At 73.5% G+C, this 18,098-nt stretch carries 13 protein-coding genes and 1 pseudogene; 6 read left to right on the plus strand and 8 right to left on the minus strand.

Features of this window, described 5'->3' with window-relative positions:
• The 3 genes from QOZ89_RS14510 to QOZ89_RS14520 form a co-directional block, all read right to left on the minus strand.
• Positions 1–1,080 (minus strand): glutamate ABC transporter substrate-binding protein, encoded by a 1,080-nt coding sequence (locus QOZ89_RS14510; RefSeq protein ID WP_312624021.1) that lies wholly within the window; start codon positions 1,078–1,080, stop codon positions 1–3.
• Complete coding sequence (locus QOZ89_RS14515; protein WP_312624022.1) at positions 1,077–2,435, minus strand: GlnX family signal transduction membrane protein; 1,359 nt, start codon at positions 2,433–2,435, stop codon at positions 1,077–1,079. The genes QOZ89_RS14510 and QOZ89_RS14515 overlap by 4 nt, the downstream gene beginning before the upstream one ends.
• 239 nt (positions 2,436–2,674) lie before the next feature.
• Positions 2,675–3,520, minus strand: coding sequence for an SDR family oxidoreductase (locus tag QOZ89_RS14520; RefSeq protein ID WP_312624023.1), 846 nt, complete (start codon positions 3,518–3,520; stop codon positions 2,675–2,677).
• A 209-nt stretch (positions 3,521–3,729) separates the two neighbouring features.
• Here QOZ89_RS14520 and QOZ89_RS14525 point away from each other — a divergent pair, with 209 nt between their 5' ends.
• Positions 3,730–4,389 carry a TetR family transcriptional regulator gene (locus tag QOZ89_RS14525; protein ID WP_071053729.1) on the plus strand — a complete coding sequence of 220 codons (660 nt, stop codon included), beginning with the start codon at positions 3,730–3,732 and terminating at the stop codon, positions 4,387–4,389.
• A gap of 162 nt (positions 4,390–4,551) precedes the next feature.
• Entirely contained in the window at positions 4,552–5,589 is a 1,038-nt protein-coding gene (locus QOZ89_RS14530) for an alpha/beta fold hydrolase (RefSeq protein WP_071053730.1), read from the plus strand.
• A 124-nt stretch (positions 5,590–5,713) separates the two neighbouring features.
• On the opposite strand, the gene QOZ89_RS14535 is transcribed toward QOZ89_RS14530, so the two are convergent.
• From QOZ89_RS14535 to QOZ89_RS14545, 3 genes and pseudogenes are all read right to left on the minus strand, one after another.
• Complete coding sequence (locus QOZ89_RS14535) at positions 5,714–6,823, minus strand: TolB-like translocation protein (protein ID WP_312624024.1); 1,110 nt, start codon at positions 6,821–6,823, stop codon at positions 5,714–5,716.
• 170 nt (positions 6,824–6,993) lie between these two features.
• Positions 6,994–7,173, minus strand: a pseudogene (locus QOZ89_RS14540) (response regulator transcription factor); the annotation flags it as partial.
• A gap of 19 nt (positions 7,174–7,192) precedes the next feature.
• Entirely contained in the window at positions 7,193–8,782 is a 1,590-nt protein-coding gene (locus tag QOZ89_RS14545) for a CoA transferase (protein WP_083419963.1), read from the minus strand.
• Positions 8,783–8,849: 67 nt separating this feature from the next.
• Between QOZ89_RS14545 and QOZ89_RS14550 the strand changes: the two genes are divergently transcribed.
• Positions 8,850–10,154, plus strand: coding sequence for a citrate synthase (locus QOZ89_RS14550; RefSeq protein WP_131804213.1), 1,305 nt, complete (start codon positions 8,850–8,852; stop codon positions 10,152–10,154).
• Between the two features lie 118 nt (positions 10,155–10,272).
• On the plus strand, positions 10,273–11,493 hold the full coding sequence (locus QOZ89_RS14555; RefSeq protein WP_083419964.1) for a CaiB/BaiF CoA transferase family protein: 1,221 nt from the start codon (positions 10,273–10,275) through the stop codon (positions 11,491–11,493).
• A 94-nt stretch (positions 11,494–11,587) separates the two neighbouring features.
• On the opposite strand, the gene QOZ89_RS14560 is transcribed toward QOZ89_RS14555, so the two are convergent.
• On the minus strand, positions 11,588–14,320 hold the full coding sequence (locus QOZ89_RS14560; RefSeq protein WP_071053733.1) for an FHA domain-containing protein: 2,733 nt from the start codon (positions 14,318–14,320) through the stop codon (positions 11,588–11,590).
• A 1,010-nt stretch (positions 14,321–15,330) separates the two neighbouring features.
• Here QOZ89_RS14560 and QOZ89_RS14565 point away from each other — a divergent pair.
• Together QOZ89_RS14565 and QOZ89_RS14570 are read left to right on the plus strand one after the other, a co-directional pair.
• The gene (locus QOZ89_RS14565) at positions 15,331–16,203 is read left to right on the plus strand and encodes a DUF429 domain-containing protein (RefSeq protein WP_241842372.1); all 873 of its coding nucleotides are present in this window, start codon (positions 15,331–15,333) and stop codon (positions 16,201–16,203) included.
• Positions 16,204–16,245: 42 nt separating this feature from the next.
• A complete protein-coding gene (locus QOZ89_RS14570) occupies positions 16,246–16,860 on the plus strand; it encodes a YcxB family protein (protein ID WP_312624025.1) in 615 nt (204 codons plus the stop codon).
• Here QOZ89_RS14570 and QOZ89_RS14575 read toward each other — a convergent pair.
• On the minus strand, positions 16,852–17,991 hold the full coding sequence (locus QOZ89_RS14575; RefSeq protein ID WP_071053738.1) for a GDSL-type esterase/lipase family protein: 1,140 nt from the start codon (positions 17,989–17,991) through the stop codon (positions 16,852–16,854). The two genes, QOZ89_RS14570 and QOZ89_RS14575, sit on opposite strands and share 9 nt — an antisense overlap.
• Between the last annotated feature and the right edge of the window lie 107 nt (positions 17,992–18,098).

An 18,098-nucleotide genomic window follows, 5' to 3' on the forward strand; every position in this document is an offset into this window, starting at 1 on the left:
TCAGTCCCGGTAGAGCGCTGTGGGCGGCGAGGGCGGTGGGTTCAGCGGTGGGTCGACCGACCCCAGCCAGGTCTGCGCGATCTCGTCCCAGCGCCCGCTCGCCACGACCCGCGCGAGCACGCCGTTGACGAAGCGCGTCAGGTCGGGATGGTCGAGGCTTACCGCCACCGCGTCCGGCTCGGTGTCCAGGACGCCGCCGACGATCTCTGTCCGCGGGTCCTGTTGCACCATGCCGATGAGGATCGTGTCGTCGGTCGAGATCGCCTCCACGTCGCCGTTCTGCAGCGCGAGCAGGCAGTCGCCGTCGCCCGGCAGGCCGACCGGGATCGGGTGGGACGCGGCGTCGGCCACGTGCTGCAGCGAGGTGGTCCCCGCCGCCGAGCAGACCTTCTTGCCGCCGAGGTCCTCGATCCCGTGGTAGGGCGAGCCCTTCAGGACGAGCACCCGGGCATTGGCCTCGTAGTACGGCACCGAGAAGTCGACCTGGGTACGCCGCGCGCAGTTCGTCGTCATCGTCGCCACGATGATGTCGGCCTCGTTTTTCTGGATCACGGGGATGCGCTCGGAGTTGACGAGCGCCCGGAACTTCAGGTGCGCCTCGTCGGCGCCGTCCGGACCGAAGATGGCCTTCGCGATCTCCTTGGCGATGTCGATGTCGAAGCCCTCGAACTGCCCCCCGTCCGGCCCCGCGGCCAGGTTGATCGAGCCGAACGGCGGTGCGTCGGACAGGACGCCCGCGACGAGGTAGCCGCGCTTGGCGATTTCCTCCATGTAGCTGCCAGCGGGCATCGCGCCCGGCGCGGGCATGACCGCCGGCGGGCGCCGGCTGACCTTCGGATCGCCACAGTCCGGGGTGGGGGCCGGCGAGGACGTCGCGGCCGGGGCGCTGCCGGGGGCGGTCGTCAACGGCAGCGGGCGGCCGGCGTCGGCCAGCGGGCTCGTGACCGTCCCGCAGCCCGCGACCAGCATGGCGACCAGCGCCGAGCCGAGAGCCGTGCGCCCGCCCATGCCCACGCTCACGCGCCGCGGGTGACGGACGGGAAGGAGCTGACGGCCGCGCATCATGTGTCGCCGCCTCACCGGTACTCGTTGATCCGTGGCTGGATGCCGGCCAGCGCCGCCGCCGCGGCCAGCACCGACAGCACGATGACGACGGCCTCGAGGCCCCTGAGCCGGTCACCCGCGGCCGAGAGCCGGTCGTCGAAGCGCTGCTGGCTCGCCTTCAGCGCCGCCTCCGCCGCGTCGTCGAACCGTCCGAAGGCGGTCGTGCCGTCGCCCAGCGCGAGGTCACGCGCCTGGTTGAACTGGCCGGGTTTCGTCACCTGGTCGCGCACCGTGTTGCTGGTGGCCTGGTAGCCCCGCCACAGCGCGTCGAGGTCGCCGTCGGGGAAGCCTTCCCCGTTCAGGTAGGCGGTGATGGTCGGCAGCACCCCCGAGCCCGTCGGGCGGCCCTCCGGGGGGTAGCCGAGGCGCGTGGCGACGGCGTCCGCGTCCGCGTCGAGGGCCGCGCCGTCGCCGCGCGCGATCAGCGACAGGCTCTCGTCGCCCCAGGCGCGCAGGCCGAGCACTCTGGCCTGGGCGATCTCGGACATCGGGACGAAGCCGTGGTCGCGGCCTTCGAGCATCCGGGCGCGCTCGGCCGAGAAGGCGCCGAGCGTGACGGCGAAGGTCACCAGGACGCAGGCCGTCGCGACGAGCAGCCCAAGGTTGAGCCACCGGTGGGTCCGCCGGAAGAGCCACACCTGGACACCGGCCAGCGCGGCCAGGGTGACGACGCCCGCGACCGAGACCAGCACGAGGTGGGTCGAGGACGTCGCCCGCCGGTACCCGTCGTCGACCTGCTGGGCGCTGCTCGCGGCGAGACTGTCCGCGGCCGGCAGGATCGTCTGCTGCATGAGCTGGGACGCCTTCTGCAGGTACGCCCCGCCGACGACGTTTCCCTGCCGGTTGTTGGCGCGGGCCTGGCCGATCAGGCCGGTGTAGGCCGGGATCTCGCGGTGCAGCGTGTCCAGCGCGTCGCCCGCCGCGGGCGAGCCGCCCGCCCTGGCCAGCGCGAGCAGCTCGCCCTCGGCCGCGCCGATGCTCTCGTCGTAGGCCCTGCGCTGCTCGGGCGGTTCGACCGGGCCGGCGAGGACGGCGCTGGCGATCGTGGCGTCGGCCTCCGACAGGTCGGCGTGCAGGCGCTGGGCGGCGGCGAAGGCCGGGGCGGCGTCGGCGCTCACCGCGTGGACCGCGTCGTCGCGGACGAGGACCGCGGCGAAGGCGGCGGCCCACAGCAGGGTGATGGCCGCGACGAGCGCCACGGACACGATGCGCAGGAGGCCGGGAGTCGTCCTGGCCCTCGCCCGCAGCCAGACAGCCGCCTCCCGCGCCGGACCGGTCAGCCGGTCGGTGGCGCTGACGGGCGTCGGCGGAGACGCGGTGGCCAGGGTCACATTTGTGATCTTAGGTCGGCCGGGATGGACCGGTTCGAAACCTGACAACTAGCTGACAGTGCGTAACGCGTCGGAAACAGTTCCCTCCGTGGTCTTCCCACGTCGCGCCGTGTTTCCGGAGTGGCGCCGCGTGGCCGCCGCGGTCGGCGCCGGGCTCCTGGCACAACGCCGGCCTGGACGCACGCGTCGAGTGCGCATGTGGCGAGCCAGCGCCGAGCCGCGGCGGGTGCGCGACCGGGCTACCCCAGTTTCGGGGCCCCGGGGCCCCGCAGCGCGGCGAGGACGCCACCGTCGACGAGGACGTCGATGCCGGTGACGAAGCGCGCCTCATCGGAGAGCAGGAAGGCGACCACGGCGGCGATCTCGTCCGAGGTCCCCTCCCGCGCGCCGAGCGGGGTCGCCTTCACCATCTCGGCCATCGTCGTGTGCTCGGCGGCCTCCTGGCGGCCCTGCGGGGTGTCGATGAGGCCGGGAGAGAGCGAGACGATGCGCGCTCCCAGCGGGCCGAGCCGCACCGCCTCCCGCTGGACGAACCGGTGCACCCCGCGCTTGGCGAAGGTGTAGGCGACGCCGGTGTCCTCGGCCGCCGAGCCGAGAGCCTCCTGGACACGGTCGAGGAAACGCGGGTCGAGCGGCTCGTCGATCACCGGGTCGATGGCCGGGTGCGGGCCGGGGCCCGCGAGGTGCGCGGCCAGCGACGCGAAGCACACCATCGCGCTTCCCATGGTGAACAGCGGGCGCAGCGCCTCGGTCAGCAGGGCGGTGCCGACGAGGTCGACGGTGAAGATACGGCGCCAGTCCGCCATGGTCGGCGAGATGCCGGCCACGTGCGCGACCGACCGCAGCGTGCCGAGCTCGCCGACGCGCGCCGCGAGCCGGCCGAGGGCCTCGGCGTCGGTGACGTCGGCGACGAACGGCTCGACGCTGGCCCGGTGGCCCGCGGCCGCGAGGTCGGCGGCGGCCGCCGTGACGGTGGTCTCGTCGCGGTCGACGAGCACCAGCGCGTCCACCGTGTCCGCGAGCCGCCGCGCGCAGGCCAGACCCATGCCCCGGCCCGCGCCGGTGGCGATCCCAACAGTCGTCATTAGATCGTGCTATCGGAGTCTTGACGTCCCCGTCAAGAATTACGAGCCGTTCCGGCGCCATCGTCTGGCGCCATCGTCCCGACTCGCCCCGTCCCTCACGGCCCCCACCGCGCCGGGCCAGGTCGACCGGACCTGGGCTCCGTGGCCGCGGACGGATGTTCGCGCGGTGTCGGCTGGGCTAGGCTCGGCCTTCCGGAGGTGATAGGGGCGTGGCAGAACGACGCGCGGGGCCGAAGCGGTCGTTGCTGGTTCAGGAACGGTCACGCGACACCAGGCGGGCCATCGTCAAGGCGGCGCTCGACCTGTGGGCACAACGCGGGTACGAGACCGGTATCGACGAGACGACCGCCGAGGAGATAGCCGCCCGCGCCGGTATCTCGAAGGCCACCTTCTACTTTCATTTCGCGCGCAAGGAAGACATCCTCCTGGAAACAGGCTGGCTGACCGCGCGGGTCGCCTACGAGGACGCGCGGCGTGACCTCGCCGGGAATCACACCGTCGACGAAATCCTCGCCGGGCTGGTGACGGGCATCGGCCGGCGGGTCGAGAAGGTGCCGCGGGTCGCGGTGCGCCGGATGCTCGCCGCACAGAACGTGGGCAACGCCTGTTACCAGACGAAGGCCGGGGAGCGGTTCGGGTTCGAGCGGGCGTTCGAGGTCGTGTTCGTCCACGCCCGGGAGACCGGCGAGCTTCCCGAGCACGTCGCCGCGCGGTCGTTGGCGCTCATGCTGACCTCGCTCGTCATGGACGCGGTCCGGGACTGGGCGCTGGCCGACCCCGCCGACCTGTGCGACGTGCTGCGGGAACGCGCCGCCCTGCTGCTCGCCGGCGCCCGCAACCTGTCGGTCGCGCGGCGAGCGGCGGGATAGGCGAGCGGCGCGACAACCGTGCCGAAGGCGGCCGGTCACGGCGCGGCGGGCCACCACGCGCGAGGCCCCCGCGGCGGCCCCCGCCGGCGTCTGAGCACCTGTTCCCGAAACGGCGCGCGTCTCCCCGACGCACGCGCGTCCCCGACACAGAGGAGGAGCGGGATGACATCCACGCGGCTTGTGGACCTGAAGGCCGCCGTCGCGGCCGCGGATGGCGCCGAGGGATGGCACATCGCGGCGAGCGTCCACCTCCCGGCGGACGAGGCGCTGGCGGCGGGCCCGCCGGTGCTCGTCCTGATGCCGGGTGGCGGGTACAACCGGCACTACTTCGACCTGCCGGCCCCGGGATTCAGCCAGGCCGGACACCACGTCTCGCGCGGGACGGTCGTCGTCGCGATCGACCATCTCGGCGTGGGGGACAGTACCGAGCTGCCGGGGGAGATCACGACCCTGCCGACGGTCGCCGCGGCGAACCACGCCGCGGTCGTGACGATCCTCGACCGCATGCGGGCCGGCTCTCTGGCCGAGGGCATCCCGCCGTTCCAGCCGGGGGCGGTCGTCGGCGCGGGGCAGTCGCTGGGAGGCCATGCGCTCGCCGGCATGCAGGCCTACCACCGCACCTTCGACGCCGTCGCGATGCTCGGCAGCAGCATGGCGGGCACGAACCTGCCGCTGCGGCCGGGCCGCACCGTGCCCGTCCCGGACGGTGCGACCGCCGAGCAGGCGACGCTCGCCCGGATGGCCGGCGCCGACTGGGCCTGGATCTTCCACTGGGAGGACCCGGACGCCGCCACCGGGCCGCTCCCGCCGGACGGGGGCGATGACGAGCGCGCCGCCCTCGCCGCCCTCGTCGCGGCTGACATCGCCGCCGGGGTACCCGCCCGCCGCACGCCCCCGCCGTGGGGCACCGCCGCCTATCCCGGTTTCAGCATGGAGCTGATGATGCCCGGGGCGTTGGCCGAGCAGGTCGCCCTCATCGACGTCCCCGTCCTGCTCGCCTCGGGCGAGCGCGACGTCTGCCGCCCTCCCGCCGAGGAGATCGCCGGCTTCAAGGCCGCCACCGACCTCTCGGTCTTCGTCGTCCGCCGGATGGCCCACATGCACAACTTCGCCCCTACCCGCGCCACGCTGTGGGCCCGCCTCGACGAGTTCGTCAGCCACGCCGCGTGCGGCCTCACCGGCCTCACCGGTCGCGACTGACGCCCTGCCGATGACCGCGCCGCGCCGCGGTCATGACAGGGAGCTGTTACGCGGACGGTTTCCACGCCATGAGGAGCTCGGCCGGGCGGTAGACGGCGACGAGGCGATGCCTGGCGCGGCGTGACTACCAGGCGGCGGCCTGGAAGCCGGAGGCGAGGGTCGTCGGCCGGGCGCCGTCCTGGGAGATCTGGAGGTCGGCTCCGGACAGGTAGAGCAGCCAGTGCCCGTCGGCGCTGACGGACAGGCTGGTGTGCCCCCGGTCGGTCAGGCCGACCGCGACCTGGCGGATCTGCCGGCCGCTCGCCGGGTCGATCTCCGACATGTCCACCGACGTCGTCTTCGGGGGATACCCGTCGCAGCACTGCCGCACCGCGAACAGGTGCCCGTTCGGCAGGAAGACGGCCTCGCTGTAGTAGTAGTCGTGCGGGTCGACGCCGGCCAGCGGCACGTCGGTCGAGCCGTCCTCGCGGAAGTAGGTCGTGTCCGTCGACGGGTTCATGAGGGCCAGCCGCCAACCCTCGTTGTCCTGGACCGCGGTGATCGACACGGCCAGGCGGGCACCGTCCGGCGACCAGGACAGGTGGCTGATCGGCGCGGGCAGCCCTGACTCGGCGACCTCGGGCGGCATCGGGTACTGCCAGGTCTTGCGCGTCGCCAAGTCGAGGACCACGACCCGGAAGCCGGCGGCCACGTTGCCGCTCGGCGGAAGGCAGTCGCTCGTGGTGGCCATGATGTACTGCACGGCATAGGCGAGGCGGGTGCCATCAGGGTTCAGCGCGGGCGCGCTGCCCTTCGACGCGACCTTCGTCGGGGCCCCGCCGTCGGTGCCGGCCCGCCAGATCTCGTGCTCGCAGCCGGCGCCGACCTCGTAGTACACCGTCTTGCCGTCGGGGGTGAGCGCCACCGCGTCGCCGACGACGCCGGCCTGGCGCAGGGTACGTACCGTCTGGCCGGTCCCCGGGTCCAGCCGCACGAGCGCGCCCTGGGTGGTGACGGCCACGAGCGTGCCCGGCCGCGCGGGCGCGCCCGCCGTGCCCTGGGCCGTGCCAGCGGCGGCGGTCGTGGCGATGCCGGCCGACGGTGTGGGTGACGGTTGGTCCGCGCCGGAGCAGGCGGCCACGCCGGCCGTCGCCAACGCCGCGGCCAGGGCCAGGGCGGGCCGCGGGCGCGCGCCCGCGAGCCAGCGCCGCCGCCCGTACCCGGCAGGGATGACTCTCGGCGTCGTCGACCCCATGGTCTGTCCTTTCGCCACCGGCAGGCTCGCTTTCATGGCTGGCGGGCTCCGTCGTCCCCGACGACATTTTGCGACCGCCATGCCCTTTTTCTGGCCGATGGTTCTGTTTTCGCGGCCGACGGGCCAGAATGTATCGCCCGGAACGAGGCGGAGCCGCGGTGCCGGGTGCCTTATCGGCTTTCTGGCATCCCTGGACGCTCCTCGGGGGGTCCAAGGCCGGACTGGTAGGCGACGACGACGAGCTTGGCGCGGTCACGGGCTTCGAGCTTGGTCATGGTCCGCTGGACGTGGGTGCGCACGGTGAGCGGGCTGATCGAGAGGAGCCCGGCGATCTCACCGTTGGGATGACCGGGGCCGAGCCCGCGGGGCTCACCGCGGCAGCCACACCGGAGCGTGCGAGCCGAGCGGGCCGGCGGGCTCGGCCAGGTCGGGCGCCAGGCCGTCGATCGCTCCCGGGACGGGCACGCCCCGGCCGTCGCCCCAGGCGGTCCGGACCGGTTCTGTGTCGTCCGGCGAGAACCGCGGCGCCGGGACGGCCAGGCCGTCCGGGGCCGGCAGGGACATAAGGACGTTCGCTGTGCCGACGAGGGACGCCGTGACCAAGCTGGCCTCGCCTGTGCGCGCGAGGCGGTGCACAGCGCGTAGGACCGCGGCGGCCAGCAGGTAGCCGGTGCCGTGGTCGAGGGCCTGCGCGGGCAGCGGTCGTGGCGCGTCGTGACCGGCCGCGGCGGCGCCGGCCGCCGTGATGCCGCAGCTCATCTGGACCAGGCTGTCGAAGCCGCGCCGGGTCGCCCAGGGCCCCGACCACCCGTAGGCGTCGAGGCGGGCGACGACGAGGTCGGGGTTCGCGGCCAGCAGCTCCCGCGGCCCGAACCCGAGCCGGTCCAGCGCGTCGGAGCGCAGCCCGCACACCAGCACATCGGCGTCGGCCACCAGCGCGGCGAAGGCGGCCCGGCCATCGGCCGCACGCAGGTCGAGGGCGGCGCGTCGCTTGCCGGCCGTCATCACGGGCAGCAGTGCCGGTACCTCGGCGAACCCGACCGGGTCGATGCGGACGACGTCGGCCCCGTAGGCGGCGAGCCACCGGGTCGCGACCGGTCCCGCGATCACCCTGGTCAGGTCGAGGACCCGCAGGCCGGCGAGCGGGCGACGTGGGCCGGGCTCCCCGCCGGCGCCGCCGGAGCGGCCGGAGCGAGGCCCGCCCGAGTCGCCGGGCCGCCGCTGCGCCCAGTTCGGGGAGCCAGCACCGGTCGCGGGCCGCGGCTCGAGTCGGACGAGCGGCTCCGCGGCGCCGGCCGCTCCCGGTTCGGACGCGAGCCAGGCGATCCGGTCGCGCTGGACGGCCGCGCAGCCGCCAGCTCGCGCCACCGCCGTCTCGAGGTCGTCACCCGGCCACCCGGCCACGACCGCGGTGACGGTCGCGCGGTCGACGGCGCCGCCCCCGCGACCGGTCAGCCCGAGTACCCGCTCGACGGCCTCGCGGTGGTGGCGGTAGTTCGTGTGCAGGCGGATCCAGCCATCCGCCGTCCGGTAGTCGCCGGCGATGGGATCCCAGATGGCCTGGCGCTCCCAGCCGACCGGCGTGAACAGTGACTCGGCGAGGAACGCGGCGCTCGCCGCGCGCCGCTCGACCGTCACCGCGCGCGCGTCGCGGCCCTCGATCAGCGCGAGAAGGTCGGCGATGGCCAGCGCGGCCACGGCGACGGCCGCCGACGCGAATCCGGTGACGTCGAACACCGACGGCAGGAAGCCTTCCGGACCCTGGACGCGGATCTCGGCCGGCGGCGTCGACGGGTCGTCGCCGACGGCCTCCCACAGCCGACCGACCAGGGCGGCGAATCCGCCGGATCCGTCGAGGCCGGTGGGATCGAGACGGCCTCCACCCGTGTCAGCCCGCTCGCCGAGCCGGGGCCCGTCCGGGTTTGTCTCCGAGGTCGCCAGTTCGTTGGCAGGGTGCATGACGGAAGTCTGATCCGGTGAAGCGGTCCCAATCAACGTTGATTATCGTCAACCTATGGGCCGGCTCATGACCGCGCGCGCGGCCGCCGAACGACTCGGAGTGGATGTCCGGACGCTCTACGCGTACGTCAGCCGCGGCTCGCTGACCCGGGCGGGGATCGACGAGAAGCGGCGTAGCCTCTACGACGCGGACGAGGTCGAACTGCTCGCCCGGCACGGGCGGCCCCGCACGCACCGGCGCTCCCGCGCGGGGATCGACGTCGCGGTCGGCTCGGCGGTGAGCACGATCGAGCCGGGACGGATCTCCTACCGCGGGCATGATCTCGGCCGGCTGCTCGCCGACGAGACGCCGTTCGAGGACGTGGCCGAGCTGATCTGGTCCGGCGGGGCGGCCGACCGGGCGCCGTGGTCCCTGCCCGCCGACATCCGGGCGGCCGCCACCGTCGCTGTCGCGAGCCTGGGCGAACAGGTCGGCCCGCTGGCGCGGATGGCGGTCGCCGTGGCGGCGGCGGCGCCGCTGCTGCGGGGGCCGGTCGGTGACCTCGAGACCGGGCGGCGCCTCGTCGCGCTGCTTGCCGAGTCAGCTGGCGGCCCCGCGAGTGGGTCGGAAACGCCCGACGGATCGCCGGCGGCCGGGAGCGTGGGGCCGTTCCGCTGGGGCGGGCGAGCGCCAGGCGGCCGGCCGGGCGAGCGGGAACCGCCTTCCGGTGAGGCGCGGGTCGGGTCGGGGCTGTCCTCGGACGGCGCGCGGGCCGAACCGTTCCCGCTGGCCCGCGGGCTGTGGGCGCGGCTGTCGCCGCTGGCGTCGACGCCGCCACGGGTCCGCGCGCTCAACCGGGCGCTCGTCGTCCTGGCCGACCATGAACTGGCGACGTCCACCCTTGCCGCCCGCATCGCCGCGTCCGTCCGGTCCGACCTGCCCGCCTGCGTGCTGACGGCCCTGGGCACGCTCGACGGCGAGCTGCACGGGCGTGTCTCGGACCTCGTCCATCGGCTGCTGCTCGACCTCGCGGAGCCGGGTCTCGCGGCCCCCGACCTCGCGCCGCTGCGGCGGCTCGCCACCGTGCAGCCCAGCCACCTGGGTGACGATCCGCGCACCGCGCCGCTGCTGGAGGCGGTCCGGAGGATGGCCGGCGCGGCCGAGCGCGCGACGATGGACCAGTTCCTCGCCCACGCGCGCGACAGCGGCGCGCTCTCGTCCGTCGATGTCGCACTGGGAGTGCTGTGCTACGTGGGCCGGCTGCCGCCCGGCTCGGCCCCAGCGATCTTTGCCACGGCCAGGTGCGTCGGCTGGGTCGCGCACGTCCGGGAGGAGTTCGAAGAACGTCCGCTGCGCTTTCGCGGGCGGGCCGTCGCCCGCCCGGAGGGCTGACCGTGGCGCTCGTGCCGAGGATGCCATCCCGTGACGAGGAGATGGCGTCCGTTCGACCACCTCGGTGATACTGAATGAGCGGTTACTTTGCTGTTGGCCTGGCTGAGAGGGTTCGACCTTGCCTGATGTGGCTCCGCTGGCCGGAGTGCGGGTGCTCGAGGTCGCCACCCACGTGTTCGTGCCGATGGCCAGCGCGGTACTCGCAGAATGGGGCGCCCAGGTCGTCAAGGTGGAGCATCCGACGACGGGCGACCCGTACCGGGCGCTGACCACCGTCGGTCTGCACAACGTCTACCGCGGGGTGGACCCCTTCTTCCAGTCCGCCAACCGGAGCAAGCGGTCGGTGGGCATCGACCTTGGGCACCCCGACGGCCGCGCGCTGCTCGGGCGGCTCCTCGCCGACACCGATGTCTTCGTGACGAGCCTGCGCGCGGACGCCCGCCGCCGGCTGCGGGTCGACGTCGACGACGTGCGCCTCGATGCGCCATCGGTCATCTACGTGCGCGGCACCGCCTTCGGCGCCCGCGGGCCGGACGCCGACCGCGGCGGCTACGACACGGGCGCCTACTGGGCGCGCAGCGGGATGCAGCACCTGCACACCGCGCCGGACGAGTGGCCGGGGCCGCCGCGCCCCGCCTTCGGCGACCTCGTCGCGGGCCTGGCGCTCGCCGGCGCCGTGAGCACCGCCCTCTACCGGCGCGCGACGACGGGCGAGCCGTCGGTCATCGACTCGTCGCTGCTCGCCGCGGGGCTCTGGCAGATCCAGCCCGACGTCGTCAACGCCCGGCTGGACGCCGCGGGCCGCACCGGTACCCGGGTCGACCGGCACGCTGCCTGGAACCCGCTGATGCTCACCTACCGCACCGCCGACGACCGCTACGTCGCGTTGATGATGCTCTCACCCGACCGGCACTGGCCCGGCCTGTGCGCCGCGCTCGGGCGCCCGGAGCTCGCCGTCGACCCGCGGTTCGTGGACCTGGACGCCCGCCGCCGCAACGCAGCTGCCTGCGTCGAGGAGCTCGACGCCCTCTTCGCCGCGCGGCCGCTCGCGGCCTGGCGGGCGGCGCTGGCGGGGTTCGCGGGGGAGTGGGCGCCCGTGCAGACGCCGCGGGAGGTCCACGACGACCCGCAGGTGCTCGCCAACGGCTACGTCGCGGACGTCGAGATGGGCGCCGGGTTCGGCCTGCCGATGGTGACCACGCCCGTGCAGTTCGACGGCAGGCCCGGCCAGCCGACCCGCGCGCCCGAGCACGGCGAGCACACCGAGGCCGTGCTGCTCGAGCTCGGGCTGACCTGGCAGGAGATCACGGAGCTGAAGGAGCGCGGCGCCGTCCTCTAGCGCGTCCCCTGACGGCACGGTCGTGCAGGGGCGCTGCCCCGTGTGGGACGGCGGGCGCCCCGGGTTGGCCAGGCGCCCACCGCGCGTGGCTGGTTCAGCGGTTGCGGGCGCGGCGCGGGTCGAGCCGGCGCAGCAGCAGGGCTGTCACGATCAGGGCGACGAGGCCGATGGCCGCCACCCCGACCAGGTCGCCGAGGTAGGCCGACGCGGTGTGGTTCCACAGGGGGTCGGGTTTGACGTCCGGGTTCTGCTGGCTGCCGGCCATCTGGATGACGTTGAGATCGGACGTCGACGCCGCCGCGGCGTAGCCCCACCGCCCGGGGAACAGCCAGGACAGCTGCTCCAGGCCCTTCGCTCCGGGCAGCACCAGCAACGCCCCGGTGAACACCAGCTGCGAGATCGTCAGTACGACCAGGAAAGGCATGGTCTTGTCCGCGTTGTCCACCAGCGCGGAGACGATCAGGCCCACCATTGTCGAGGCGACCGCCGTGAGGCCGACGGCGATGAGCATCTCCGCCCACGCGGCGTGCTTGAACACCGCGCCCTCAGGTGGGAAACGGGTGACCAGCGCGATGCCCGTCAGCAGGACGCCCTGCAGCCCCGTGATCAGCGACAGCACGACGACCTTGGAGCCGAGGTAGGCGGTGGTGGACAGGCCGATCGACCGTTCTCGGCGGTAGATCTCCCGTTCCTTGACGAGCTCGCGGACCGAGTTGGACATGCCCATGAAGCAGGCCATCAGGATCAGTACGAGCAGCGCCCGCGGCGCGTCCAGGTTCGGTTTACCTGTGTCGGGCAGTGCGAAGCCGGCGGATGTCTTGATCGTCCACGGGATCACCCCGAGGACGATCGGATAGGCGATGAGCAGCCGCAGGTAGGACTTGTCGGAGGCGATGACCTTCATATATCGCCGGGACAGCGTGACCAGCTGGGACAGCACCGACTGCTGGCGGATGCTCGGCAGTGCCTGGGGCTCCGGCCGCGCGAACGGCACGACCGCCGAGCCCTTCATGAACAGGTCCGAGGACCGGAAACGGTTCGCGAGCGCCTTGGCGCCCTTGTTCGTCTGCAGAACGCGGAAGGCGTCGGCCCAGTCGGCCTCGTCGAAGAACTCCAGCGCGTGCTGCGGCGGGCCGAAGTAGGCGACGTGGCCGCCCTTGGCCAGCACCAGCAGGTAGTCGCACAGGTTCAGCTGGGCGACGCTGTGGGTGACGACGACGACCGTCCGCCCGCCGTCGGCGAGGCGGCGCAGCGTCTCCATGACCTCCTTGTCCAGGCCCGGGTCCAGGCCCGAGGTCGGCTCGTCGAGGAAGAGCAGCGTCGGCTGGGTGAGCAGCTCCAGGGCGACGCTCGTGCGCTTGCGCTGGCCGCCCGACAGCTTGGAGACCTGCCGGTCGGCGAGGTCACCGCCGCTCGTCGCGGACCCCGCCTCGTCGTCGTCGTCGATGAAGCGCAGCTGCGTCGCCTCGGCGGCCACGAGCCCGTTCGGCCCGCCGGCCCCGCCCGAGCCCCGGTTCGTGAGGCTGAGCTCGGCCAGCACCTCGTCGATCCGCCGGCGGCGCTCCTCGCTGGTCGTGTCCGCGGGGAAACGCAGCTTGGCGCCGTACTCGAGCGCCTGGCGCACGGTCAGCGAGGTGTGCAGGATGTCGTCCTGCGGCACGTAGCCGATCCGGCGGCGCAGCTCGTCGTACTCGGTGTAGAGGTCACGGCCGGCGTAGCGCACCGTGCCGACGTTCGCTGGGCGGAAGCCCGTCAGCGCACCCAGCAGTGTCGACTTGCCCGCGCCACTCGGGCCGATCACGCCCAGCAGGGACCGGGCCGGCAGCTTGAACGTCAGGTCGTGCAGCAGGCGGTTCCCGTCGCGGTCGACCGAGACGCCGTCGACCTCGAACTCGACGTCGCCGGTCTCGATGTGCTCGGCCAGGTGCTGGTCGGCCACATAGAACATGTGGTGGCCGATCGCGATCACGTCGCCGGGGCTGAGAACCGCCCGGTCGATGCGCTGGCCGTTGACGAACGTCCCGTTCGCCGAGCCGAGGTCGACGATCTGGGCGCCGCCGCGGCCGACCAGCAGCTCCGCGTGTTCCCGGGACGCCAGCAGGTCGTTGACCACGACGTCGTTGGAAAGGCCCCGGCCGATCGACATCCGGCCCATCCGCAGCGGGTGCGTGCGGCTCTGCCCGTCACGGTCGTCGGCGTCGTCCCAGCCGGCCGGCGGCAGGACCGGGCCCATCTGCTGGCCGCGGGGGAACAGCGTCGGCCGTTCGGACCAGGGATCGTCCTCGTCCGGCCGCTGGGGCTGGCGGGGAGCTCGCGGAGGCGCGGCGGGTGCGGCGGCTGCCCGCGGTGGCGGGGTGCCCGCCCGCGCGGCGGGAGCGGCCGGCGCGGCCGCGCTCCCGTTCGCCGGCCTGGCGGGGGCCGCGGGCGTCAGGCGCGGCGGGTTCTCGACCACCGCTGGCCGTGGCGCTGGCCTGTCCACGAGGACCTCGCCGCGCGCCGCGGGAGCGGCGCGCAGGTCGGTCGGGGCGGTCGGCGCGGACGCCAGGGCCACCACGACCTCCGGGCCGTCCACCGCGCCAAGCTGGAAGCGGCACTCCTCGTGGATGCGCACCCGGTGTACGCGCCGGCCGGTCACCCATGTCCCGTTCGTGCTGATGTCGACGGCGGCCCAGCCGTCCGGCGCGGGCTCCAGCAGCAGGTGACGGCGCGACACCTTGGTGTTCGCGACCACCAGGTCGCAGGCAGCCGCGCGGCCCACGACGAAGGGCCGGTCGGGCGGCACGGAGACGACCTGGCCGCCGACGCTGATCGTCAGTCCCTCGGCCATGGCGTTACGAGGCCACGGACCGGGCAACCGGGAACACGTCCGGCACCGCGACTGACCACCGCGTGGCGGGCGCGCCAGGCCCGCTTACGCCCGCGAACTGGTACCGGCCACCGGGCCAGCTTTTTGCATACGGCATTGCCGTCCCCCCTCACACCACCGACCCGGGGACCGTCGGGTCGCTCCCATGCTGGCGTGACAGGACCCCGAGCACCATCATTTTCAGGGTTTTCCCCGATCTGTCATACATGCGACAGCCGCGCCCTCGTCGACGAGCTCTTCTCTAGAGGGCCAAAGGGTGTGCGAAAATGATCTTCCTTCGCACGCCCGGCGGCCGTTGTCCCCAGGATCACTGACGGCGGGGTTCGATCCCGCGGCGCGCTTCCAACGCGGGACCGGGCCAGCGCAGCGCCCGGCGAGCCCGGCACCTCCGGCGGGCGGCTGTCGCACCCGGGATACGCCCGCCGGGGACCTTGATGCCAACCGTTATAACGACAGGGCCGTTATAACGACGGGGCCTCGCCGCCGACGGCCCGAAGGTGAAGCGGTTCGTCGTCCGCCGCGACAGCGGCGTCATGCCGCGCCCTGGCGACAGGAATACCGTCGGATTCCACCCGGGCGTGAGCGCGTCTTCGACGGGCCGTCGGAAATCGGACCCGTCGGCGGTGGCCGATGTTACCCCCGCTCCCGACCGGGATTTCCCGGATCCTGGTCGGGAGCGGGGCGTCAGAAATACCAGGTCGGCGCGGGTGCCGCCGTCCGGCACGCCCAGTGTAGGAGGTCAGATCGGCGTGCAGAGCCGTCTGCTCGCCCGCGGCGCCATGGCGCTCGCGGATATGGCGTTTCGCCCGTATTGAGGACCGCTGCTCCACGCCGACGAGCGCCACCAGCTCGGCCGAGCCGGCGGCCTGACGAGCCGGCCGGGACCTGGCGCCGGTCGTCTGGCCCGGTGCCCGGGCCGGCTGGCGGATTTCGGCCCACCCGAGGAGCGGTTGTCTGGCAGGGTGAACGGCATGTCGTCGGCAGCGGGCGAGCGGATGCGGGCGGGCCGGCCGGCCGGTCCGGTCAGGGTGCTCGGCGTGGACGCGTGCCCCGGCGGGTGGGTGGCCGTCGAGCTGGCCGGCGGCGCGTTCAGCGGCGCTCGCTTCGCCGGCGAGCTGCGCGCGCTCGTCGACACGACGACGGTCGCGGTGATCGGCGTCGACATGCCCCTCGGCCTGCTCGATGAGGGCTGGCGGGCCGCCGACCACGCCGCCCGAGCGGTGCTCGGGCCGCGCCGGGCGAGCGTTTTCCTGGTCCCGCCGCGCCCGGTGTGGGGGTACGCCGACTTCGGCGCCGCGAACGCGCGCTGCCGGGCGCTGACCGGCGCCGGCCTCACGCAGCAGACCTGGGGCCTACGGCACAAGCTCCTCGAGGCCGACGTGCTGCGCGAACGGATGCCCGGCCGGCTTTACGAGGTGCATCCGGAGGTGGCGTTCGCCGCGATGGCCGCCCGCCCGCGTACCGATCCCGCCGAGGCCTGGATGGCGATGGTCGCGGCGGGCCGGGAGACCGGCGACCTGATCCCCGGCGACATCCTGGGCAGTGACGTGCGCGCGGTCGTCGCTCGCGGCGGGGTTCCGGCCATGCCCGCGCACGCCCCGCTCGCCCACGCCAAGACGACCTGGGCGGGCGCGGCGCGGCGGCGGGCTCTGCTGCGCGCCGCCGGCGTCGTGCTGCCCGACGACCTCGGCGGCGCGAACCTCGTCCCGCCGGTCGACGTCCTCGACGCCGCGGCCGTCGCCTGGAGCGCGCACCGGATCGCCACCGGCCAGGCCGGCCGGCTTCCCGCCACCGAGCCCGCCCAACTCGACGACCGCGCGGAGCCGATCGTCATCTGGTACTGACCTCGTCACCTGTTGGCCGGGGCCGGATGGCCGGCGAGGCATGTGAGTACCGCCTGGACGGGTCCTATACTTTGCTCGATGTCCGATATAAGTGATATCAGAGCGGCGCTCGGATTTATTCGTTTAATGTTCGTCCTGAGTCCCGACGACATCGCGGCCGCGGCGGCGGCCCGGATCCGTGGACCGGTCGCCCGGCAACGGATCGTGATGACAGTGGTGATCGTCTTCTCGCTGCTGGTCGTGTATGCCAGTGAGGGCGGGCCGACCGTGTTTGCCGTCGTGTTCACGGTGATCCTGCTGGTGCCGCTGTGCCTCCTGCTGTTTGCGTGGCTTTCGCCGCGGCGGCTGGCCAGCTCGGCCGTGGGCAACCAGGTGCGCGACAACCCGTGGCTCGCGAGCCCCATTACCGTCGAACTCTGGCCGACGGGGGTGCGCACCCAGACGGTGACGGCGACCGCGTCGATGAGCTGGCAGCAGTACCCCTTCCGGATCGAGACCGACAGGTTCGTGCTGCTGCTCACCGGACCCGGCCGTTACGCCCAGGTGCAGATCCTTCCGCTCAAAGCGGTGGATGAGGCCGGCAGGCCCGCCCTCATGGCGCTGCTTGCCCAGCACACCCAGCTCATTCCTGATGGCCGTGCGGGGCGGTCACTGTAATGCGCCGATGGTGAAGGTGGTGGCGGGGCCGGGGGCTCCGGGCATGCGGCCCTTCATCGGGACGATGCGGTAGGCCACGGTGATGCCGGCGAGCAAAGGGTCGCTGGTCCAGCTGTAGCCGGTGACCGGCGCCGGCGCTCGGATGAAGTCCGGCTCGTGCCAGGAGACGACCTGGCGCTCGACGACGTACTCGGTTGCGCCTGGTGTGGCGGCCCAGGAGACGGTGGCGCGGCTCTCGCCGGGCCTGGTCAGGACCACGGTGGGTTTGCGGCCAGTCCCCGGCCACGGGATGTGGCCGGGGAGCGGGCCGTAGGGCGCGCCGATGCCCAGACCCGCGAGAGCGTCGGCGAAGCCGCGGGCGATGATCACCTCTCCGTCCGGAGTCGGGTGCGAGCCGTCCCAGGCGTCGCGCAGCGGATCCCAGTCGATGTCCGTGCGGGCGACGACCACCTTGGACGTCGGCGTCGACCAGCCGGGCGCCTGCGCGTCGAGGATCGCGTTGAACGGCGGCGCGCCCGGCAGGTTCATGCTGTTGTCGCGGAAGTCGGCCCTGGTGAGCACATGACCGACGACGAAGTTCATATTCGGGTTCACCCGGCGCGCGTTGTCGATGAGCTGCTTCATCAGCACGGCGGTGTCGGGTGGCTGAGTCCAGTAGGTCAGGTCGTTGGCGCCGATCGCGATAAGCATGACGTCGGCAGGGTGTGCGCGGACCGCGGCCTCGATCTGCGGCACCTCACTGCGCAGCGAGGTCCCCCAGCGGGCGTGGTGCTCGCTGTCGAAGGCGGGGTCGGCGTAGTCGTGCGAGCCGCCCTTGTCGGCGACATTGTCCCAGATGTCGTCGCGGTCGCCGACGAAGTCCACCCGCCCGGTCGCCGTACGGGTCAGGTGCTCGGCGAGCCGGTAGCGCCAGGTGTAGTCGCCGGCGGACTCGTGGGTGATCGAGTCCCCGACGATCATGACGCGCAGCTGGGGCGGGGGAGAAGTGGCCGTCGCGCGGCCTCCGGCCGCCGCGTCGCCGGAACAGCCGGCGACCAGCACGGCGGCGACGAGCGCGATGAGCGCGGCGAGCTGGACGCGGCGCGCGGCGCGGTGGCGCGTGGGGCGGCACCGCCCGGCTGTCCTGCGCAAGCACGTCTCCTCATGCCGACGTCGATATCCGCCTGAATCGGATGGATCGGACGATCGGTCGGCGCTGGCGCCGGAGGTCGCATGACGGCCGAAGGCCACATGACAAT

This window comes from Pseudofrankia coriaricola, assembly GCF_032027725.1.
In the GTDB taxonomy this organism is placed as follows: domain Bacteria; phylum Actinomycetota; class Actinomycetes; order Frankiales; family Frankiaceae; genus Pseudofrankia.